We start from the raw sequence: 20,817 nt of genomic DNA, 5'->3' as shown, positions 1-20,817 counted from the left end.
TGTCGGCATCCCAAGGCCACTCCTCGGGATGATCCACGAATCTGCACCGTGAGGCCCTGGGCCTACAAGAGCACCAGCACCCCACCCTCATAGGGTCTGACCTCGCCGACGAGTCCCTGTCTCGCGCGGGTGCGGCGGCGTAGCGTGGGGACCATGGCGGTGCGGAGCCTGTTCCCGATCCTGCTGGTGCGAGACCTTCCGGGGCTCGTGCGGTTCTACGAGCGCGCGCTCGGCGCCACCGTGCCCTACCGGTTCGGCGAGGGCGACGAGGCCGACTACGTCTCGCTGCAGATCGGCGACGTCTCGCTGGGCATCGGGCGCGATCCCGACGCGCTGCCCCCGATGCCGGGCGACCGCATCGCGCTGTGGTTCTACGTCGACGACGTCGACGCCACCTATGCCGCATGGCTCGACGGCGGTGGCCACGTCGAGCAGCCGCCCGCCGACATGCCGTGGGGCGAGCGCGTCGCGCAGGTGCGCGACCCCGCCGGCAACCTCGTGAACCTCGGCGCGGAGGCGCCCGCGGCCGAGGCCTGACGCACGCGGCGCGCGGCTGCGACGCCGGCGCCGCAGCATCCGTCCGCCCTCCCCGCCTTCGGCATGCACGCCGAAGGCGCCGTCGGCGACCCTGCGCGACGGCGTTGGCGAGGATGATTCTCAGAAAATGAAAATCCGCTAAAACACTGGCGTGGTGACGTTACCAGTGTTAGCTTTCCTTCGGAATCAGAGGACGGCGTGCTCACCGGAGAGCACAACGATGCGACGCCGCATCGCCGCGGTACTTCCGGATGTGTCTCTGTTCGCTCCGACGCGCGTACCGACGCGCCGACGACTGATCCGCACCACGCTCTGCACGGCACCACGTGCGGGGTGTCACGGAATCCATGGAAGGATCTGCAATCCCATGAAGCGCTTCACCAAGCTGGCCGCGGGAGCCCTCGTGCTCGCCGTTCCCCTCGCGCTGACCCTGACCTCCTGCAGCGGGTCGGGCGGCGGCTCCGGCGAGGGAGACGGAGACGAGACGCTCACCGTCTGGACCTGGGACCCCGCCTTCAACATCTACGCGATGGAGGAGGCCGAGAAGGTCTACCAGGAGGACCACCCCGACTTCAAACTCGACATCGTCGAGGTGCCGTGGGACGACCTCCAGACCAAGCTCACGACGATCGCGCAGTCGCAGGCGTTCGACGAGCTGCCCGACATCTTCCTGATGCAGAACAACGCGTTCCAGAAGAACGGGATCAACTACCCCGACCTGTTCTCCGACTTCAGCGACTCCGACATCGACTTCTCGGAGTTCCCGCAGTCGGTCGTCGACTACTCCACCATCGACGACGTCAACTACGGCGTGCCGTTCGACGCGGGCACGGCCATCACGGCGCTGCGCACCGACGTGCTCGAGCAGGCCGGCTACACCGTCGACGACTTCACCGACATCACGTGGGACGAGTACCTCACGATCGGCAAGGACGTGCTCGCCAAGACCGGGCAGCCGCTGCTGTCGGGCCAGGCCGGCTCCGCCGACATCCCGATGATGATGCTGCAGTCGGCCGGCGCCAGCCTGTTCGACGACGAGGGCAACCCCACGATCGTCGACAACGCCGCGCTCGAGGACGCGATCGACATGTACACGCAGCTCGTCGAGGCGGGCGTGCTCGTCGAGGTCAACTCGTGGGACGAGTACATCGGCACGCTCGTCAACGGCACCGTCGGCGGCACGATCAACGGCGTGTGGATCGTCGGCTCGATCCAGACCGCGGAGGACCAGGACGGCAAGTGGGCCGTCACCAACCTCCCGAAGCTCGACGGCGTATCGGGCGCGACGAACTACTCCGCCAACGGCGGCTCGTCGTGGGCCATCTCGTCGACGGCCGACGTCGACCTCGCGTCGGACTTCCTCGCCGCGACCTTCGCCGGCTCGACCGAGCTGTACGACACGATCCTGCCGAAGGCCGGCGCGGTCGCGAACTGGATCCCGGCCGGTGACAGCGACGTCTACAACGAGCCGATCGCGTTCTTCGGCGGTCAGCCCATCTTCGCCGACGTCGTGAAGTTCGGCCCGGAGGTCCCGTCGAACAACACGGGCGCGTACTACTACGAGGCGCGCGACGCGGTGAGCACGGCCATGACGCAGATCATGGGCGGCACCGACATGACGACGGCGCTCGAAGAGGCGCAGGCCAACGTCGAGTTCGCGATGGAGTAACCACGCGAGAAGGTCCGGCGGGGCGGCGAGCCCGCCCCGCCGGACCGGAACCGTGGCCCTGACCGCCCAACGAAAAGAGACGACGCCGTGGCCTCCGACGTGAAGACGCGCACCAAGACCGCGAGCAGGCGCAATCAGCCGCCGCCGCTGGACAACTACATCGGCGACCGCAAGCCGTGGCTCAACAACGCCCGCCGCCGAAGCCTCACCGGCTGGGGGTTCCTGCTCCCCGCCGCCCTGCTCATCCTGTTCATGAGCTTCATCCCGATGGCGCAGGCCTTCGTCCTGTCGCTGCAGACGGGACGTGGCACGCGCCTCGAGTTCGCCGATCCGCTCTGGTACAACTACGAGCGCCTGCTGAACGACGACGTCTTCCGCCTGACGCTGACGAACACGTTCATCTACCTGATCATCCAGGTGCCGATCATGCTGACGCTGGCACTGGTGCTGGCGAATCTGCTCAACAACCCGAAGCTCCGTTTCAAGGCGGTGTGGCGGACGGCCATCTTCCTGCCCTGCGCCGTGTCGCTCGTGTCGTACTCGCTGGTGTTCCGGACGCTCTTCGCGAACGACGGCTTCGTCAACGATGCGCTGATGTCGCTCGGTGCCATCGGCAGCCCGATCAACTGGCTCGGCCAGCCCGAGACCGCCCGGTTCGTCATCATCCTGGGCCTGCTCTGGCGCTGGACCGGCTACAACATGGTCTTCTACCTCGCAGCCCTGCAGAACATCGACCAGTCCAGCATCGAGGCCGCCCGCATGGACGGGGCGAACGGGTTCCAGACGTTCTGGTACGTCACCGTGCCGCAGCTCAAGCCCATGATCGTGCTCACGGCGATCCTGTCGATCAACGGCACCCTGCAGATGTTCGACGAGTCATGGGCGCTGACCCAGGGCGGCCCCGCCCACCAGACCATGTCGATGGCGCACTACCTCTACGAGGTGTCGTTCCAGAAGAACCCCAACTTCGGCTATGCCGCGGCGATCTCGTACGTGATCCTCATGCTCGTCGCCATCCTCTCGTTCATCCAGATGAAGGTCGGTGACAAGCGTGATTAACAAGCTCCGCAGTCTTCCCGGGTACGCCCTGCTGGCGATCTGGGCCCTGTTCTCCGTCTTCCCGCTGTACTTCATGGCCGTCTCGGCCACGAACACCAGCAAGGACGTGCTGTCGTCACGGATGCTGCCGGGCACCGCTCTCTTCGAGAACATCGCGGTGCTCTTCTCGACCCAGGACGTCGTGGGCGCGATGACGAACTCGTTCCTCATCGCGGTGGGCACGACGATCCTCGCGCTGACGGTGTGCTCCATCGCCGGCTACGGCTTCGAGGTCTATCACTCCAAGGGCAAGGACGTCGTCATGGCGATCCTGCTGCTCGCGATGATGATCCCGTTCGCCGCGACGATGATCCCGCTGTTCCAGCTGTTCGCGCGCGTCGGGATGGTCAACTCGCTGTGGGCCGTCGTCATCCCCATGATCTCGACCCCGTTCCTCATCCTGCTGTTCCGGCAGGCGTCCCGGTCGTTCCCTCACGAGATCATCGAGGCGGCGCGCATCGACGGGCTGAGCGAGCTGTCGATCTTCGCGCGGATCTACGTCCCGACGATGAAGTCGACCTTCGCGGCCGCCGCCGTCATCACGTTCATGATGGCGTGGAACAACTTCCTGTGGCCGAAGGTGATCCTCGTCAACAACAGCGTGCTGACGATGCCGATGCTCACCGCCAACATCAGCGCCGGGTACGTCACCGACTACGGCGTGCTGATGCTCGCCGTGTTGCTGTCGTCGCTGCCGACGATGATCGTGTTCTTCCTCCTGCAGCGGCAGTTCGCACAGGGCATCACGGGGGCGGTCAAGTGACTCTCGACACCATCGACATCGACACCGAGCGCTTCGCAGAGCAGGGCGTGATGTTCGACGCCATGCGGATCGCGGATCCCCGGTTCGTCCAGGAGAATCGCCGGCCCGCCCACTCGGACCACCGCTGGTTCCGGACGGCGGCCGAGGCGGCGGACGGCGACAGCGGCTGCGAGCAGTCGCTCAGCGGCCGCTGGAAGATCCACTACGCGAAGAACCCCGCCGCCGCGCCGGCCGGCTTCTTCCACCCGGAGTACGACTGCGAGAGCTGGGACGACATCCCGGTCCCCGCGCACATCCAGCTGCACGGCTACGACCGCCCGCAGTACGTCAACGTCCAGTACCCCTGGGACGGCGTCGAGCAGATCGACCCGGGCGAGGTGCCCGAGCGCTACAACCCGGTCGCCTCGTACGTGAAGAGCTTCGTCCTCGACCGTCCGGTCGAGGACGGCGAGACGGTGAGCATCAGCTTCCTGGGCGCGGAGAGCGCGATCGCGGTCTGGCTCAACGGGCGCTACCTCGGGTATGCCACCGACAGCTTCACACCGTCGGAGTTCGACGTGACCGACGCCCTGTTGGAGGGGGAGAACAAGCTCGCCGCGCAGGTGTTCAAGTTCTCCAGCGGCTCGTGGCTCGAGGACCAGGACTTCTTCCGGTTCTCGGGGCTGTTCCGCGACGTCGTCCTGTACCGCCGTCCCCGTGCGCACGTCGAAGACCTCCGGGTCGACGTCGACCTCGCTTCCGACGCCTCGGCCGCAGACATCGCCCTGCGCGTCGATCTGCGCGGGGAGGGGAGCGTCGCCGCCCGCCTCGCCGGGGTCGGACCGCTCGAGCCCCGCGGCGGCGGCGGCTTCAGCATCCATCTCGAGAATCCCCGGCTGTGGAGCCCCGAGAATCCGTGGCTGTACGACCTCGAGATCGAGGTGCAGGACGCCGCGGGCGAGGTGACCGAAGTCATCGTGCAGCGCGTCGGCGTGCGGCGCTTCGCGATCGAGGACGGGCTGATGAAGCTCAACGGGCGGCGTGTGGTCTTCTTCGGCGTGAATCGGCACGAGTTCGGTCTCGCCGGTCGCGTGCAGAGCGCGGCCGAGATCGAGGCGGATCTGCTCGCGCTCAAGGCCGTCGGCGTAAACGCCGTGCGCACCAGCCACTACCCGAACAGCACGGTGTTCTACGAGCTCGCGGACCGGCACGGGCTCATGGTCATCGACGAGATGAACCTCGAGAGCCACGGCGTCTGGGACCGCATCCGCAAGCTCGGCGCGCCGGTCGAGGACGCCGTCCCGGGCGACCGCCCCGAGTGGCGGCCGGCGCTCATGGACCGTGCGGCGAGCATGTTCGAGCGCGACAAGAACCACCCGAGCGTCGTGATGTGGTCGTGCGGCAACGAGTCGTTCGGCGGCACCAACCTGCGCGACGTCGCGGCGTACTTCCGCGGGGTCGACAGCCGCCCGGTGCACTACGAGGGCGTGTTCTGGGACCCGCGCTACGAGGAGACGACCGACGTCGCGAGCCAGATGTACACCCCCGCCGCGGAGGTGGAGGAGTACCTGCGCCACCGCCGCGACAAGCCGTTCATCCTGTGCGAGTACGCCCACGCCATGGGCAACTCGTTCGGCGCCGTCGACGAGTACATCGAGCTGGCCTACCGCGAGCCGCTGTTCCAGGGCGGGTTCATCTGGGACTTCGCCGACCAGGCGATCGCCCTGACCGACCGCTACGGCAAGGAGTACTACGGCTACGGCGGCGACTTCGGCGACTCCCCGAATGACGCCGAGTTCTGCGGCAACGGCATCTTCTTCACCGATCACTCGCCGACGCCGAAGCTCCAGGAGGTCGCATACCTCTACCAGGGCTTCAAGATCCGCATCGACGACGACGGCTTCACGGTGCACAACCGTCTGCTCTCGACGTCCAGTGCCGCGTACCGGTGCGTCGTCACGCTCTCGCGCGAGGGACGGATGCTGCGCCGCGAAGAGGTCGAGACCGACATCGCCGCCGGCGACACCGGTCGCGTCGCCCTCCCCATCGCGGTGCCGACCGCGCCGGGGGAGTACGCGATCGACGTGTCGTTCCGCCTGCGGGCGGCGACGGCGTGGGCCGAGGAAGGGCACGAGGTCGCGTACGAGCAGCGGGTCGTCCGGGTCGGAGCGCCGCCCGTGCGGGTCGCAGCGCCGGCGCCCGAGCTCATCCGCGGCGCGCACAACATCGGGGTGCGCGGTGCCGGCTTCAGCACCCTGTTCTCGACGCTGTACGGCGGGCTCACCTCTTATCGGTTCGGCATGACGTCGGACGGCGGGCGGGAGCTGCTCACGGGGATGCCGCGGCCGCACTTCTGGCACGCGCCGACGTCGAACGAGCGCGGGTGGGAGGCGCCCTTCGAGGACGGCCAGTGGCTGCTCGCCAGCCGCTACGGGCGCGTGCGCGAGCCGCTGACCCGCACGCGGGTCGAGCAGGACGGCACTGCCGTGACCGTGACGTACGAGTACGAGCTGCCCACGCGGCCGGCCACGACGTGCGACGTCTCGTACCGCGTCGACGGCGCCGGAAGGGTCGAGGTGACGCAGACGCTCCACCTCGTCGAGGGCCTGCCGAGCCTGCCCGAGTTCGGGATGCTGCTCACCACGCTGCCGGAGTTCCGCCGGCTGCGCTGGTACGGCGACGGGCCCGAGGAGTGCTACGTCGACCGCCGCGGCGGGGCACGCCTGGGCGTGTACGATCGCGACGTGACGACGGAGCTCACCCCCTATTTGCGTCCGCAGGAGGCGGGAAGCCGCACCGGCGTGCGGTGGGCCGAGGTCACCGACGGCAGGGGAGCCGGTCTCCGCGTCGAATCCGCCGGGGGCATGGAGTTCTCGGCACTGCCGTGGACGCCGGACGAAGTGGAGAACGCCCTGCACCAGACCGAGCTGCCGCCGATCCTCCGCACCGTGCTGCGGCCCGCGCTCATGCGGCGCGGCGTTGGCGGCGACGACGCATGGGGTGCGCGCACGCTCGCGCAGTACCACCTGCCGACCAGCGGGGACCTCGTGTTCGACTTCGCCTTCCGAGGGGTCTGAGAGTGCAGGAACGCCGCACCTCGCTGCGTGACGTGGCGCAGGCCGTCGGCGTATCGGTGCAGACGGTGTCCCGCGTCGCGAACGGTGAGCCGAACGTGGCGCCCGTGAAGCGCGAGCTCGTGCTCGCGAAGATGCGTGAGCTGGGCTACCGCCCCAATGCGGCGGCCCGCGCCATCCGGCGCGGGTCGTTCCGCACGGTCGGTGTCGTCTATCACAGCCTGCACTCCGTGGGCACGCACCGCTCGCTCGAGGAGATCTCCGAGCGGGCCGCCGAGCGCGGCTACGCGACGACGCTCATGCCGTTGGCCGCCTCCTCCGGGCAGGCGGCCAACGGGGCCTTCACACGACTGGGCGAGATGGCGGTCGACGTGCTGATCGTCATCCTCCCGGCCCCCTTCGGGGTCGATGAGGCGCTGCACCTGCCCGAGGGGGTGCCGGCGGTGATCCTCGGCCCGCCGCTCGTCGACGGCGTCGCCACCGTCGACTTCGATCAGCTCGTCGGCGCGCGCCAGGCGGTGGGGTATCTGCTCGACCTCGGCCACCAGACGGTGCACCACATCACCGGCCCGCCCGGCTCGTTCTCCGCGGCGTCGCGCCTCGACGCGTGGCGCGACGTGGTCACCGAACGCGGACGCGCGCTCCCCGCTGCTCGACCCGGGGACTGGAGTCCCGGGTCGGGCTACCGCGCGATGCGGCAACTGCTCGCCGAGGAGCGCCCCACCGCCGTCTTCGCGGCCAACGACCAGATGGCGCTGGGCGCCTACCGCGCGATCATCGAGGCCGGCCTGCGGATTCCGCAGGACGTGTCGGTCCTCGGATTCGACGACATCGACGAGGCCGAGATGTTCGCGCCTCCCCTCACCACCGTGCGTCAGGACTGGGGGCTGCTCGGCCGCGAGTCGCTGCGCGTCGCACTCGAGATGGAGCGCGGCGCGCCTCCGGAGCAGGTCCAGCTGGCGACGAAGCTGGTCCTGCGCGCATCGACGGCCGCGCCCGCGGGCTGAGCGGCCCGGGCCTCAGATCAGGCCGAGGCGGCGGAACGCGTTCGCGATGCCGTCGTCGAGCACGTCGGTCGTGACGAAGTCGGCGAGCTCCTTGAGCTCGGGCTGGGCGTTGCCCATCGCCACCGAGACGCCGCACACCTGGAACATCTCGATGTCGTTCCAGCTGTCGCCCACCGCGATCGCGTCGGCGGCGTCCATGCCCAAATGTGCCAGGAGCAGCTCGATCGCCGACCCCTTCGTCGTCTCGCGCTCGCTGATCTCGCCGTTCGAGCCGCCCGGCAGCGGCATGCTCCCCGGCACGATCAGGAACTCGTCGCCGAGGTCCTCCCGCAGCTCCTCGAGGCCTTCGGGGTGGTCGCTTACGAAGACGGCTTTGTCGATGCGGGTGAGGTCCGCCTCGTCGACGCCGGGGAACGTGCGCTGCGCGAGGCCGACGAGCGAGTCCTCGGGCCGCACCTGCTTGCCCGCCTTCTCACGCGCCTCGAGGGCCGCCGCGTAGTCGCGCATCAGCTCGGCCATGTCGTCGCTCGCGTAGACCGCATCGCGCGTCTGCAGGAAGTAGCGGATGCCGCGGCTCTGCAGCGCCGTGAGCATGCGGTCCGTCGCGGCGGGCGACAGCGGGCGGTCGACGACCACCTCTCCGCCCGACACGACCAGCGCGCCGGAGTTGGTGACCGCGCCGTCGAAGCCGATCTCGGCGACATCGGGATGGATGTCGGAGGCCGAGCGGCCCGTGCTCAGGTACACCAGGTGTCCGGCCTCGCGCACCGCGCGGATGGCCGGGCCGGTCGAGGGCGACACGTGCGAGCCGTGCTCGAGGAGGGTGCCGTCGACGTCGAGGAAGATGATCCGGCGGCGGTCGGCAGGGGGCGGGGTCGCAGCATCCATGTCAGTGCTTGTTTCCGGTGAAGAGGAGGATGCCGCCGAGGCCGATCATGAGGCCGCCGCCCGTCGCCGACAGGGTGGAGATGCGCTTCGGGGAGCGCCCGAACCACTCGCGTGCGCCGGCCGCGATCAGCGCCCAGATGCCGTCGGAGATGAGGGCGATGACGAAGAAGACGAGTCCGAGCTCGATCATCTGCAGCGGCACCATGCCCGCGTTCAGGTCGACGAACTGGGGGAGCACCGCGACGAAGAACGCGATCGTCTTGGGGTTCGTGATTCCGACGACGAAACCTTCGCCGAGCTGGCGCCACGCCGAGCGGGGGAGTGCGCCGCCGTTCGCCTCGGCGGCAGCCCGCCGGCGATGGCGGATCGCCTGCACGCCGAGATACATGAGGTACAGCGCGCCGGCGACCTTGACGATCGTGAAGAGCACGATCGACTGCGCGACGATGCCGCCGACGCCGATCGCGACGAGGCCGATGATCGGCAGCAGGCCGAGCGCGTTGCCGAGCACGCTGAGCAGCCCGCCGATGCGGCCGAGGGCGAGCGCGCGCCCGATCGTGAAGAGCACACTCGGACCCGGGATCACGATCAGGACGAGGGCGGCGAGCGTGAAGGCGAGAAGGTTCTCGACGGGGACCACAGGGTGAGCCTAATCCGGGCGGGCGGATCGGCCTCTGTCCAGACGTCTCCGCGTACCCTGGACGCATGACCGATTCGCCTGTCCGCACCACGAAACCACGCCAGGTGCGTCCGGCGACCGAGGGATGGACGCAGAAGAAGGATGCCGAGGGCCGGCCCCTCCTGCAGTTCGCGAGCCCGAAGCGCGGCAAGCCGCCCGTGCACATGGCCGACTTCACCCCCGAGCAGCGTGTCGAGAAGGTCAAGGAGCTCGGGCTTCCCGGCTTCCGCGCGAAGCAGCTCGAGAAGCACTACTTCCAGCACTGGACGCACAACCCCGCCGACATGACTGACCTTCCGGCCGACGGCCGCGAGGAGTTCGTGCACGGCATGCTGCCGCCGCTGCTCACCGAGGTGCGCCGCCTCGAGACCGACCGCGGCGACACCATCAAGTTCCTGTGGAAGCTGCATGACGGTGCGCTCGTCGAGTCGGTGCTCATGCGCTACCCGGGCCGCATCACGCTGTGCGTCTCGTCGCAGGCCGGCTGCGGCATGAACTGCCCGTTCTGCGCGACCGGGCAGGCCGGCCTCACCCGCAACATGTCGGCGGCCGAGATCGTCGAGCAGGTCGTTCGCGCCAACCGGCTCATCGCCGACGGGGGCCTCGGCGGCAAGAAGAGGGACGACCACTCGGCCGAGCGCGTCTCGAACATCGTCTTCATGGGCATGGGCGAGCCGCTCGCCAACTACGCGCGCGTCATGCAGGCGGTGCGCGTGATGACCGACAAGCAGCACGGCCTCGGCATGAGCGCCCGCGGCATCACGGTCTCGACCGTCGGCCTCGTGCCCGCGATCACGAAGCTCGCCAACGAAGACATCCCCGTCACGTTCGCCCTCTCGCTGCACGCGCCCGACGACAAGCTGCGCGACGAGCTCATCCCGGTGAACTCCCGCTGGAAGGTCGACGAGGCGCTCGACGCCGCGCGCGCCTACTTCGACAAGACCGGCCGCCGCGTCTCGATCGAGTACGCGCTCATCAAGGACATGAACGACCACGGCTGGCGCGCCGATCTCCTGGCCAAGAAGCTCAACGACCGGGGCCACGGCTGGGTGCACGTGAACCCCATCCCGCTGAACCCGACGCCCGGCTCGATCTGGACCGCGTCCGAGGTCTCGGTGCAGAACGAATTCGTGCGGCGCCTCAACGAGGCCGGCATCCCGACGACCCTCCGCGACACCCGCGGCAAGGAGATCGACGGCGCGTGCGGCCAGCTCGTCGCCACCGAGGAGGACGAGGCGGTCGCCGCGGCCACCCCGCTCGAGGACTGACCCGTCCGGGAAACGCTGCGTTTCGACCTCCGGATCGCGCGAAGTCCGGACTTCGCAGGCGGCGAGGACTGAGATGAGGGATGCTGCGACCCTGCGGCATCCTCGATCTCACGTGCCTCTAATACACCTGCCGCACAGGAAGCGCCCTCTAGCCTGTGCGGATGTCTTCTTACTCCGCACACCGGCCGGGCCGGTTCGGCTCCGACGGCCGGATCGAGTTCGAGGCGGGCGACGAGCAGACCGAGGATCTGTACCTCGACGACGTGCGCGCCCAGCAGGCGGCCGGTGAGCCCGGGGCCGACCAGCGCGCCGACGACGACGGCCCCGAGGACCCGTTCCCGGTGACCAAGGACCTCCTCGAGGACGCCCTGGCGATGAACCCGACGCAGCCGGTGGCCGTCGCCGAGCCCGTCGTGGCGGAGCAGACGACGACGATCGGCGAGTGGGGCGCGATCGACGAGCCGCGTGCGGATGAGCCCGTCGCCGACGAGCCCGTGCGCGACGAAGAGCCCGTGGCCGAGGCATCCGTTCCTCCCGTCCGCGCGAAGCGTGCGAAGCGTCCGCGTCGAGAGCGGACCTCGGGGTGGCGCAAGCTCGCGATCCTCGGCGGCGCCGACGGATCGGTCCTCGACGAGGTGCCGACCGAGACGCCCCGCTTCGTGCAGATGTTCTTCGTGATCGCGGGCACCGCCCTGATCTCGGCGATCTCGATGTACTTCGCGCTCACCACCGGTGTGCGGATCGTCGCATGGGGCGCCCTGCCGCTCGCGATCGTGTGGGCGCTCATCATCTTCAACCTGGACCGCTTCCTCACCTCCACGATGCGCTCCTCGCAGAGCATCGGGCGGCTGATCGCGCTCGCGATCCCTCGCGTCATCATGGCCGCCGTCATCGGCATCGTGGTGGCCGAGCCGCTCGTGCTGCAGATCTTCCACAACGACATCGCGCGCGAGATGAACGCGACCAACATCACGCAGGCGCAGTCGGATCAGGATGCCGTCACCGCCGGCCCCGAGAAGCAGGCGCTGGATGCTGCGAGCGACCGTGTCGCGGCGCTCGAGAGCCAGGCGGCCAGCGGTGTCGTGGCGGGCGCAGACACCACGTCGGCGTCGGCGGCGTCGGCGCAGCAGACCGTGGACGACCTCACCGCGAAGCTCGCGGCGCAGCAGCAGGTGATCGACCAGGCGCGCGCGATCTACCAGTGCGAGCTCACCGGACAGGGTGCCGGTGAGGTGCAGGGATGCAGCGGCGTCGCCGGCGAAGGCGCGAGCTCGGATGCCGCCGAGGCGCAGCTCGCGGCCGCCCAGTCGGCGTACGACGACCTGAACTCGCAGCTGACGGCGGCCCAGGCGGATCTCGCCGCCGCGCAGGCCGCGGGCACGGCGGACGCCGGCGCATCGGAGGCGACCAACAAGCAGCAGGCCAAGGACGAGCTGCCCGGCGCGCGCGAGCAGTACCAGGCCGCGCTCGCCGCGTACGACGCCCGTGCGGCGGAGATCGCCGGGGGCAACTCCGGTGCGGTGGGGCTCCTGAGCCAGATCAGCGGGCTCGAGCGGCTGTCGGACCGTGAGCCGATCCTCGCGTGGGCCCACTGGCTCATCGCCGGGCTGTTCTTCATGATCGAGCTGCTGCCGGTGCTCGTGAAGGTGCTCACGAGCTGGGGTGAGCCCTCGCTCTACGAGAAGGCCGACGCGCTGCGTCGCCAGGTGGCGCTCGATCGCGTCACGGCGCGCAGCTGGCGCGAGCGGGCCGACATCGCGCAGGGCGCGGAGGCCTAGCCGCAGCATCCGCTGTCCCTCCCGGCGCCGCGGGCGCACGGGATGGGAGCGGTCTCGTGCGTCGCGATATATCGTGTTAGAGTGACCGGCGGGTCGCCAGTGGGAGGCGGCCACGCCCCCCGTTCCGCCCTCAGTGAACGGGACTGCCGCGATGTCGGCGGCCCGTGCGAAGGTGGGTCGGCACCCTCAGATCCGCAGAGGCGGAGCCTTGCCATGGCTTCGCCGCGTCCGGGAGAACTCTCGTGCTGGCAAAACTCCTCGTCCGATATCTCAAACCGTATGGCTGGCTGCTGCTCGGCGTGCTGCTGTTCCAGTCGGCCTCCGCCGTCGCCTCGCTGTACCTGCCGAGCCTCAACGCCGACATCATCGACAACGGCGTCTCCAAGGGCGACACCGACTACATCTGGCGCACCGGCATCGTCATGCTGACGGTGTCGCTCGGTCAGATCGTCGCGTCGATCATCGCGACCTTCTTCGCGGCGCGCGCCGCGATGAGCCTCGGTCGCGACATCCGCGACGACATCTTCGAGCGCGTCTCGGGCTTCTCCGAGCGCGAGGTCACCGGCTTCGGCGCCGGCTCGCTCATCACCCGCAACACGAACGACGTGCAGCAGGTGCAGATGCTCGCGATGATGGGCGCGACGTTCCTCGTCACGGCGCCGCTGCTCGCGATCGGCGGCATCGTGCTCGCGATCGAGCAGGCCGCCAGCCTCGCCTGGATCATCGCGATCGCCGTGCCGGTGCTGCTCGTCGTGGCGGGCATCGTCATCGCCCGCATGGTGCCGCTGTTCCGCAGCTACCAGGGCAAGCTCGACGGCGTGAACCGCGTGATGCGCGAGCAGCTCACCGGCATCCGCGTCATCCGCGCCTTCGTCCGCGAGCCCATCGAAGAGGAGCGCTTCCGCGAGGCCAACACCGAGATCATGGTCGTCGGCCGCAAGGTCGGGTCGCTCTTCGTGGTGCTCTTCCCCGCGGTCATGCTGATCCTCAACGTCACCGTCATCGGCGTGATCTGGTTCGGCGGCATGCAGGTCGACAGCGGCGAGATCCAGATCGGCACGCTCTTCGCCTTCATGCAGTACGCCATGATCATCCTCTCCGGCGTCATGATGGCGAGCTTCATGACCCTGATGATCCCGCGCGCCGCGGTGTCGGCCGAGCGCGTCGGCGAGGTGCTCGACACGCACTCGTCGCTCGAGCGTCCGTCCGACGCGGTCGGCGAGTTCCCGGCGCCCGGCGCCGTCGAGTTCCGCGACGTCGCCTTCACCTACCCCGGCGCCGAGCACCCGATCCTCTCGGGCATCAGCTTCCGCGCCGACGCGGGCGAGACCGTCGCCATCGTCGGCTCGACCGGCGCGGGCAAGACCACCCTGATCTCGCTCATCCCCCGGCTCTTCGACGTCACCGACGGTGTCGTCGAGGTCGGCGGGGTCGATGTGCGGCGGGCAGACCTCGACGCACTGTGGGGCACGATCGGGCTCGTTCCGCAGCGCCCGTTCCTGTTCTCGGGCACCATCGCGTCGAACCTGCGGTTCGGCCGCGAGGAAGCGACCGACGCCGAGCTCTGGCGTGCGCTCGAGATCGCCCAGGCGAGCGACTTCGTGAGCCAGATGGATGCCGGGCTCGACTCCCCGATCTCCCAGGGCGGCACGAACGTCTCGGGCGGGCAGCGGCAGCGGCTCGCGATCGCGCGGGCGATCGTCCATCAGCCGCGCGTCCTCGTGTTCGACGACTCGTTCTCGGCGCTCGACCTCACCACCGATGCGCGGCTGAGGCAGGCGCTGTGGCGCGAGCTTCCCGATGTCACCAAGATCGTCGTCGCGCAGCGCGTCTCGACGATCACCGACGCCGATCGCATCGTCGTGCTCGACGACGGCGGCATCGTGGGCATCGGCACGCACGAGCAGCTGCTCGAGACCAGTCAGACGTACCGCGAGATCGTGGAATCCCAGCTCGGAGCGGAGGTCGCGCGATGAGCGACGAGAACAACACCGAGAAGACCCGTCGACGCGTGCGCCAGGCCGTGGCCGAGCTGAGCGCCGAGGAGAAGGCCGAGATCGAACTCGGCGAGCAGGCGCGCATCGCGGCCGACGACTGGAGCGGCGCGGTCGCCCCGGGCAAGGCCGCGCACTTCTGGCCCGCCTTCCGCCGGCTGATCGGGCTGCTGCGCCCGAACGCCTGGGCGTTCGTGTTCGTGTCGATCCTCGGCTCGATCGGCGTCGTGCTCGCGGTGCTCTCGCCGAAGGTGCTCGGCGAGGCGACCAACATCCTCTTCGAGGGCGTCGTCTCTTCGATGGCGCCCGCCGGGATGACCAAGGAGCAGGTCGTCGCGGGGCTGGAGGCCTCGGGGCAGCAGGACCTCGCCAACATCGTCTCGGCCATGGAGCACTTCGTCCCGGGCGCGGGCGTCGATTTCATGGCGCTCAGCCGCGTGCTGCTCATCGTGCTGGGGCTGTACTTCGCCTCGTCGCTGCTGATGTGGCTGCAGGGCTACGTCATCAACGTGATCATGGTGCGCGTCATGTGGCGTCTCCGCGAAGAGGTCGAGGCGAAGATCAACCGCCTGCCGCTTCGCTACTTCGACCGCGTGCAGCGCGGCGAGCTGATCTCGCGCGTCACGAACGACATCGACAACATCACGCAGATGATGCAGCAGTCGCTGTCGCAGGCCCTCACGAGCGTGCTGACCGTGATCGGCGTGCTCATCATGATGCTGACGATCTCGTGGCAGCTGACCCTCGTGGTGCTGGTGAGCTTCCCGCTCATGGGCATCCTGTTCGGCGTCATCGGGCCGCGCTCGCAGAAGGCGTTCGGCATCCAGTGGCGCAAGGTCGGCCGGCTCAACGCGCGTGTCGAGGAGTCGTTCTCGGGGCATGCGCTCGTCAAGGTGTTCGGCCGCGAGCAGGCGTCGCGCGAGGCATTCCGCGAGGAGAACGAGGAGCTGTACCAGGCCTCGTTCAAGGCGCAGTTCCTGTCGAACATCATGATGCCGGCGATGATGTTCATCGGGAACCTCACCTACGTGGGCATCGCGGTCTTCGGCGCGCTCATGGTCGCGGGCGGCCAGCTGCGCCTCGGCGACGTGCAGGCGTTCATCCAGTACTCGCAGCAGTTCACGCAGCCGCTGGCGGAGCTCGGCGGCATGGCGGCGGTCGTGCAGTCGGGCACGGCCTCGGCCGAGCGCGTGTTCGAACTGCTGGACGAGCCCGAGCAGGAGCCCGACGCCGAGGACGCCCCGGCGCTCGTCGAGGGCGACGGCACGATCGAGTTCCAGGACGTCGCGTTCTCCTACTCGCCTGACCGGCCGCTCATCCACGACCTGTCGTTCCGGGTCGAGCCGGGGCAGACGGTCGCGATCGTGGGTCCGACCGGCGCAGGCAAGACGACGCTCGTCAACCTGCTGATGCGCTTCTACGAGCTCGACGGCGGTCGCATCCTCCTCAACGGGCAGAACATCGCCGACCTCACGCGCCGCGACATCCGCGCTGAGACCGGCATGGTGCTGCAGGACCCGTGGCTGTTCGCCGGCACGATCCGCGAGAACATCCGCTACGGCCGGGCCGACGCCACCGACGACGAGATCCTCGCCGCCGCGCGGGCGACCTACGTCGACCGGTTCGTGCACTCGCTGCCCGACGGGTACGACACGCTCCTCGACGAGGACGCGTCGAACATCTCGGCGGGCGAGAAGCAGCTGATCACGATCGCGCGCGCGTTCGTGGCGCAGCCCTCGGTGCTCATCCTCGACGAAGCGACGAGCTCCGTCGACACCCGCACCGAGCTGCTGCTGCAGCACGCGATGGCGGCGCTCCGCGAAGGACGCACGTCGTTCGTGATCGCGCACCGCCTGTCGACGATCCGCGACGCCGACCTCATCCTCGTGATGGAGAACGGCGGGATCGTCGAGAAGGGCACGCACGACGACCTCATCGCGGCGAAGGGTGCCTACTTCCGCCTCTACAACTCGCAGTTCGAGCAGGCCGCGGCCGATCTCGACGAGGAGGCCCGAGCCCTGTCCATCGACGCGGAGTCCGGCGAGCGCACCGAGTCCGCTGAGGACGACGCCACCGAGGACGAGACCGCACCGGTCGTCTGATCCGAGCGACGCTGCCCGTCCCGATGCACCCATCGGGGCGGGTAGCGTTTTCTCATGGTCAATTACCGGTACCTCGGAAACAGCGGTCTCAAGGTCAGCGAGATCACCTACGGCAACTGGGTCACCCACGGCTCGCAGGTCGGCGACTCGGCCGCGATCGCGACGGTCCACGCGGCGCTCGACGCCGGCATCACCACGTTCGACACCGCGGACGTCTACGCCAACACGGCCGCCGAGGAGGTCCTCGGCAAGGCGCTCTCGGGCCAGCGCCGCGAGTCCCTCGAGATCTTCACGAAGGTCTACTTCCCGACCGGCCCGCAGGGGCCGAACGACACCGGCCTCAGCCGCAAGCACATCTTCGAGTCCATCAACGGGTCGCTCACGCGCCTCGGCACGGATTACGTCGACCTCTACCAGGCGCACCGCTTCGACTACGAGACGCCGCTCGAAGAGACCTTCCAGGCCTTCGCCGACGTCGTGCGCCAGGGCAAGGCGCTCTACATCGGCGTCTCGGAATGGACGGCCGAGCAGCTGCGTGAAGGCCACGCTCTCGCCAAGAGCTACGGCGTGCAGCTCATCTCGAACCAGCCGCAGTACTCCGCGCTGTGGCGCGTCATCGAGGGCAAGGTCGTGCCGGCGTCGGAGGAGCTCGGCATCTCGCAGATCGTGTGGTCGCCGATGGCGCAGGGTGTGCTCTCGGGCAAGTACCTGCCGGGTCAGCCGGTGCCGGAGGGCTCGCGCGCGACCGACGACAAGAGCGGCGCCCGTTTCATCCAGGGCTTCCTCCGCGACGACGTGCTCGAGGCGGTCCAGCGCCTGAAGCCCGTCGCCGAGCAGGCGGGCCTGTCGATGCCGCAGCTCGCGATCGCGTGGGTGCTGCAGAACAAGAACGTCGCGTCCGCGCTGGTGGGGGCATCCCGTCCGGAGCAGCTCGCCGAGACCGTCAAGGCCTCGGGTGTCGTGCTCGACGCCGACACGCTCGCGGCGATCGACACCGCCCTCGGCGACGTCGTGTTCAGCGACCCCGAAGACACCTACACGGTGTCGCCCAAGACCCGTATCGTCTGAGCCGTGATCACCAGCGCCGGCATCCTGCTCTACCGGATCGCGCCCGAACCCGAGGTGCTCATCGCACACATGGGCGGGCCGTTCTGGGCCAGCAAGGATGCCGGCGCGTGGTCCGTCCCCAAAGGCGAGTTCACCGAGGGGGAGGAGAGCGCGCTGGATGCTGCGCGCCGCGAGTTCCGCGAAGAGCTCGGTATCGACCCGCCTGAGCCGCCCTACGCCGAGCTCGGCACGTTCGCGTATTCGTCGGGCAAGCGCGTGACCGTGTTCATCGCCGACGGCACCGGGTTCTCGCTCGACGGCCTCGAGTTCGGCGAGTTCGAGCTCGAGTGGCCGCCGCGCTCCGGCAGGACGGCGCGCTTCCCCGAGGTCGACCGCGCGGAGTGGACGCCCCTCGGCACCGCGCGCGACCGCCTGGTGAAGGGTCAGCGTCCCGCGATCGACGCCCTCGAGCGCCATCTCGCCGAGGCCGCGTCCGCCGGCTGACCCGCCTTTCCCGCGAGAGTGCAGCTGGTCGCCGAGAGGGTGGGTGCTTCCCCACCTCTCGTCCACCAGCTGTACTCTCGCGGTCTCTTGCGGGCCGGGCGAGCGCGGCGGAGACTGGCCGGGTCCGAACCCGAACGAGAGGAACCCCCATGGCTCACGGCGACATCACGCACATCGACATCCCGGTCAGCGACTTCGGCAAGGCGACCGCGTTCTACTCCGACCTGTTCGGGTGGCAGATCGCCGAGGTCCCCGGGTTCGAGGGGTATCCGATGTGGCAGGCGCCCAACAAGGTCTCGGGCGGTGGCCTCGCCCCGCGCGAGGACGGCTTCACCCAGCCCCGCTCCTACGTCGAGGTCGACTCGATCGACGACGCCGTCGCGAAGGCGAAGGCCGCCGGCGGAGAGCTGCTGCGCGAGAAGGGCGAGATCACGCCGACCAGCTGGTGGGCCGTCATCAGCGACCCCGACGGCAACGCGGTCGGTCTCTTCGAAGGCACGATGGAGGGCTGACACCGGTCCGTCCCGCCGCGCTCTCGTGAGATCTCGCGGCGGGTCAGCTGACGCGGAGCCGCGGTGCGCGGAGGGATGCTGCGCCCCGCACGCCTGCGCCGCGAGCGTCGTCACCCCGCACGATCACGGCGGGGTGTGGCGACCCGACCTCGACGACGTCGCCGACGCGCGCGTCGCGCAGCGCGGGCTCGGTGCGCAACCGCGTGGTGAGGGAACGGACGAGCGGCACCGGCGAGGTCGGCGCGAGGACGGATGCCTCTGCCCCCGACCGCGGCGCGAGCGCCTCGTCGATCTCGGCGAGCAGTCCGACGAGCGTCGCGTCGTGGCAACGCGCGTCGTCGTCCCCGATCCACTCCAGAAGCTCTCCAATGGTCCAATCGGAGAGAACTGGACTGCTGTCGTGGGCAACGGTGGCGAGTGTGCGGAACATTGGACCAGAATGCGGTGCTATGACGACCGTCGACAGGGCCAATGAGCGGCTGGTGGACCACAGGGTGGCCCTCGGCGGCACGGTGGAGGCATCCCGCCTCGCCGGACGCCTGGGCCGGTGGGCGCACGGCGACGGCACGCTGACGGTGCGACTGGCGCAGGCGATCGCCGCGCTCATCGAAGGTGGCGAGCTGCGCCCGGGCGATCGGCTTCCCGCCGAGCGGGCCCTCGCCGGTGCGATCGCCGTCTCGCGCGGAACCGTCGTCTCCGCCTACGGGCTGCTCAGCGACGACGAGCTCGTCGAGCGACGGCAGGGCAGCGGCACGCGCGTCGCGGGACCGATCGGCGCCGCTGTCCCCTCCCGGGAGCGGACGGCGCGCGGCGAGGGCCTGTTCTCTGCCTCGCCCTCCGGCATCGACCTGCTGCGCGCCGTGCCCGCGATGCCCCAGCTCGTCATCGATCTCGTCCGCGCCCACACGCCCACGCTCGACCCGGTCACGCTGGCCGAGACCGACCCGGCGGGCCTGCCCGTCCTGCGCGCCCGGCTCGCCGCGCTCTTCGAGGAGGAGGGCACGCCGGCGACGCCGGCGCAGATCCTCGTGACCCACGGCGCCCAGCAGGCGATCAGCCTCGTCGTGGACGAGCTCGTCTCGCCCGGCGACGTCGTGCTCACCGAATCGGTGACGTGGCCCGGCCTCGCAGACTCGGTCCGGCGACGGGGTGGCCGTGTGCACGGTGTCTCGATCGGTCCTGATGGGATCGACGTCGACGAGCTCGAAGCCGCGATCGTGGCGCTGCGGCCGGTTCTCATCGCCGTCAACCCGCACCACCACAATCCGACCGGCACGCGGCTGCCCGCAGCATCCCGTCAGCGCATCGCCGACCTCTCGGCGGAGTACGGCGTGCCGGTGCTCGAAGACCGGGTGCTCGCCCACGTCTCGTTCGACGGGGTGGTGCCGCCGACGCTCGCCGCACTGCGGCCGGATGCGCCGGTGATCGTGGTCGACTCGCTGTCGAAGTGGTCGTGGTCAGGACTGCGCATCGGGTGGGTGCGGGCCGACCCGGTGCTGGTCCGGCGCCTGCGCGGCGTGCGTCAGCTCGTCGACCAGTCGACCAGCGTTCCCGCCCAGCTCCTGGCGCTGGATCTGGTCGACGAGGCCCGTGCGCTGCGGCTCGACACGTCGCAGACGCACGCGGCGGCGTCGGCGCACCTCCTCGAGGCGATGGCCGAGCACCTCCCCGACTGGGACGTGACACCGCCTCGCGGCGGTCTCGCGTTCTGGGCACGCCTTCCGGTGGGGTCGGCGACCGCCCTCGCGCGCGTCGCCGCGATGCGCGGCGTCGCGGTCGCAGGCGGCACCGAGTTCACGGCATCCGTCGTCTACGACGACCACATCCGCGTGCCGTACACCGCGCCGGAAGCCGTGCTGCAGGAGGGCGTGCGCCGCCTCGGCGAGGCGTGGCGCGACTACCGGGCGCAGCTGTAGCG

17 protein-coding genes are annotated in these 20,817 nt (G+C 69.5%); 14 read left to right on the top strand and 3 right to left on the bottom strand.

Annotated elements, in window-relative coordinates; genetic code table 11:
- Window positions 1–153: 153 nt before the first annotated feature.
- The 6 genes from ACFVSU_RS09235 to ACFVSU_RS09210 all read left to right on the top strand — a co-directional run bounded on the left by ACFVSU_RS09235 (window position 154) and on the right by ACFVSU_RS09210 (window position 8,127).
- Window positions 154–537 (top strand): VOC family protein, encoded by a 384-nt coding sequence (locus ACFVSU_RS09235; RefSeq protein ID WP_387141231.1) that lies wholly within the window; start codon window positions 154–156, stop codon window positions 535–537.
- A 367-nt stretch (window positions 538–904) separates the two neighbouring features.
- Entirely contained in the window at window positions 905–2,206 is a 1,302-nt protein-coding gene (locus ACFVSU_RS09230) for an ABC transporter substrate-binding protein (RefSeq protein WP_387141228.1), read from the top strand.
- An 87-nt stretch (window positions 2,207–2,293) separates the two neighbouring features.
- Entirely contained in the window at window positions 2,294–3,265 is a 972-nt protein-coding gene (locus ACFVSU_RS09225; protein WP_387141225.1) for a carbohydrate ABC transporter permease, read from the top strand.
- Window positions 3,258–4,067, top strand: a complete 810-nt coding sequence (locus tag ACFVSU_RS09220) for a carbohydrate ABC transporter permease (protein WP_387141222.1) — start codon at window positions 3,258–3,260, stop codon at window positions 4,065–4,067. Before ACFVSU_RS09225 ends, ACFVSU_RS09220 begins: the two co-directional genes overlap by 8 nt.
- On the top strand, window positions 4,064–7,123 hold the full coding sequence (locus ACFVSU_RS09215) for a glycoside hydrolase family 2 TIM barrel-domain containing protein (protein ID WP_387141219.1): 3,060 nt from the start codon (window positions 4,064–4,066) through the stop codon (window positions 7,121–7,123). The genes ACFVSU_RS09220 and ACFVSU_RS09215 overlap by 4 nt, the downstream gene beginning before the upstream one ends.
- 2 nt (window positions 7,124–7,125) lie before the next feature.
- Entirely contained in the window at window positions 7,126–8,127 is a 1,002-nt protein-coding gene (locus ACFVSU_RS09210; RefSeq protein ID WP_387141216.1) for a LacI family DNA-binding transcriptional regulator, read from the top strand.
- 12 nt (window positions 8,128–8,139) lie between these two features.
- On the opposite strand, the gene ACFVSU_RS09205 is transcribed toward ACFVSU_RS09210, so the two are convergent.
- Both ACFVSU_RS09205 and ACFVSU_RS09200 read right to left on the bottom strand, forming a co-directional pair.
- On the bottom strand, window positions 8,140–9,015 hold the full coding sequence (locus ACFVSU_RS09205) for an HAD family hydrolase (RefSeq protein ID WP_387141213.1): 876 nt from the start codon (window positions 9,013–9,015) through the stop codon (window positions 8,140–8,142).
- A gap of 1 nt (window position 9,016) precedes the next feature.
- Complete coding sequence (locus ACFVSU_RS09200) at window positions 9,017–9,655, bottom strand: LysE family translocator (protein WP_387141210.1); 639 nt, start codon at window positions 9,653–9,655, stop codon at window positions 9,017–9,019.
- A 65-nt stretch (window positions 9,656–9,720) separates the two neighbouring features.
- Here ACFVSU_RS09200 and rlmN point away from each other — a divergent pair, with 65 nt between their 5' ends.
- From rlmN to ACFVSU_RS09165, 7 genes are all read left to right on the top strand, one after another.
- A complete protein-coding gene (gene rlmN, locus ACFVSU_RS09195; RefSeq protein ID WP_387141207.1) occupies window positions 9,721–10,962 on the top strand; it encodes a 23S rRNA (adenine(2503)-C(2))-methyltransferase RlmN in 1,242 nt (413 codons plus the stop codon).
- A 161-nt stretch (window positions 10,963–11,123) separates the two neighbouring features.
- Window positions 11,124–12,740 (top strand): DUF4407 domain-containing protein, encoded by a 1,617-nt coding sequence (locus tag ACFVSU_RS09190; RefSeq protein ID WP_387141204.1) that lies wholly within the window; start codon window positions 11,124–11,126, stop codon window positions 12,738–12,740.
- Between the two features lie 242 nt (window positions 12,741–12,982).
- Complete coding sequence (locus ACFVSU_RS09185; RefSeq protein ID WP_387141201.1) at window positions 12,983–14,716, top strand: ABC transporter ATP-binding protein; 1,734 nt, start codon at window positions 12,983–12,985, stop codon at window positions 14,714–14,716.
- Complete coding sequence (locus tag ACFVSU_RS09180) at window positions 14,713–16,836, top strand: ABC transporter ATP-binding protein (RefSeq protein WP_387141197.1); 2,124 nt, start codon at window positions 14,713–14,715, stop codon at window positions 16,834–16,836. Before ACFVSU_RS09185 ends, ACFVSU_RS09180 begins: the two co-directional genes overlap by 4 nt.
- A 54-nt stretch (window positions 16,837–16,890) precedes the next feature.
- Window positions 16,891–17,904, top strand: a complete 1,014-nt coding sequence (locus ACFVSU_RS09175; protein WP_387141194.1) for an aldo/keto reductase family protein — start codon at window positions 16,891–16,893, stop codon at window positions 17,902–17,904.
- Between the two features lie 3 nt (window positions 17,905–17,907).
- Window positions 17,908–18,387, top strand: coding sequence for an NUDIX domain-containing protein (locus ACFVSU_RS09170; RefSeq protein WP_387141191.1), 480 nt, complete (start codon window positions 17,908–17,910; stop codon window positions 18,385–18,387).
- 149 nt (window positions 18,388–18,536) lie between these two features.
- On the top strand, window positions 18,537–18,899 hold the full coding sequence (locus ACFVSU_RS09165; protein WP_387141188.1) for a VOC family protein: 363 nt from the start codon (window positions 18,537–18,539) through the stop codon (window positions 18,897–18,899).
- Window positions 18,900–18,942: 43 nt separating this feature from the next.
- On the opposite strand, the gene ACFVSU_RS09160 is transcribed toward ACFVSU_RS09165, so the two are convergent.
- A complete protein-coding gene (locus ACFVSU_RS09160) occupies window positions 18,943–19,329 on the bottom strand; it encodes a hypothetical protein (protein WP_387141185.1) in 387 nt (128 codons plus the stop codon).
- Window positions 19,330–19,348: 19 nt separating this feature from the next.
- Here ACFVSU_RS09160 and ACFVSU_RS09155 point away from each other — a divergent pair, with 19 nt between their 5' ends.
- The gene (locus ACFVSU_RS09155; protein WP_387141182.1) at window positions 19,349–20,815 is read left to right on the top strand and encodes a PLP-dependent aminotransferase family protein; all 1,467 of its coding nucleotides are present in this window, start codon (window positions 19,349–19,351) and stop codon (window positions 20,813–20,815) included.
- Window positions 20,816–20,817 lie beyond the last annotated feature (2 nt).

It is taken from the genome of Microbacterium sp. NPDC058062 (genome assembly GCF_042885375.1).
Classification (GTDB): Bacteria; Actinomycetota; Actinomycetes; order Actinomycetales; family Microbacteriaceae; genus Microbacterium; species Microbacterium trichothecenolyticum_C.
The sequence above is the reverse complement of the archived record's forward strand: the minus strand, read 5'-3'. Positions and strand labels throughout refer to the sequence as shown.

Excerpts from the sequence above, each read along its gene's own strand:
- ACFVSU_RS09160 (WP_387141185.1), bottom strand. The coding sequence starts at position 19,329 with ATGTTCCGCACACTCGCCACCGTTGCCCACGACAGCAGTCCAGTTCTC.
- ACFVSU_RS09190 (WP_387141204.1), top strand. The coding sequence starts at position 11,124 with ATGTCTTCTTACTCCGCACACCGGCCGGGCCGGTTCGGCTCCGACGGC.
- ACFVSU_RS09175 (WP_387141194.1), top strand. The coding sequence starts at position 16,891 with ATGGTCAATTACCGGTACCTCGGAAACAGCGGTCTCAAGGTCAGCGAG.
- ACFVSU_RS09155 (WP_387141182.1), top strand. The coding sequence starts at position 19,349 with ATGACGACCGTCGACAGGGCCAATGAGCGGCTGGTGGACCACAGGGTG.
- ACFVSU_RS09230 (WP_387141228.1), top strand. The coding sequence starts at position 905 with ATGAAGCGCTTCACCAAGCTGGCCGCGGGAGCCCTCGTGCTCGCCGTT.
- ACFVSU_RS09180 (WP_387141197.1), top strand. The coding sequence starts at position 14,713 with ATGAGCGACGAGAACAACACCGAGAAGACCCGTCGACGCGTGCGCCAG.
- ACFVSU_RS09165 (WP_387141188.1), top strand. The coding sequence starts at position 18,537 with ATGGCTCACGGCGACATCACGCACATCGACATCCCGGTCAGCGACTTC.
- ACFVSU_RS09235 (WP_387141231.1), top strand. The coding sequence starts at position 154 with ATGGCGGTGCGGAGCCTGTTCCCGATCCTGCTGGTGCGAGACCTTCCG.
- rlmN (WP_387141207.1), top strand. The coding sequence starts at position 9,721 with ATGACCGATTCGCCTGTCCGCACCACGAAACCACGCCAGGTGCGTCCG.
- ACFVSU_RS09205 (WP_387141213.1), bottom strand. The coding sequence starts at position 9,015 with ATGGATGCTGCGACCCCGCCCCCTGCCGACCGCCGCCGGATCATCTTC.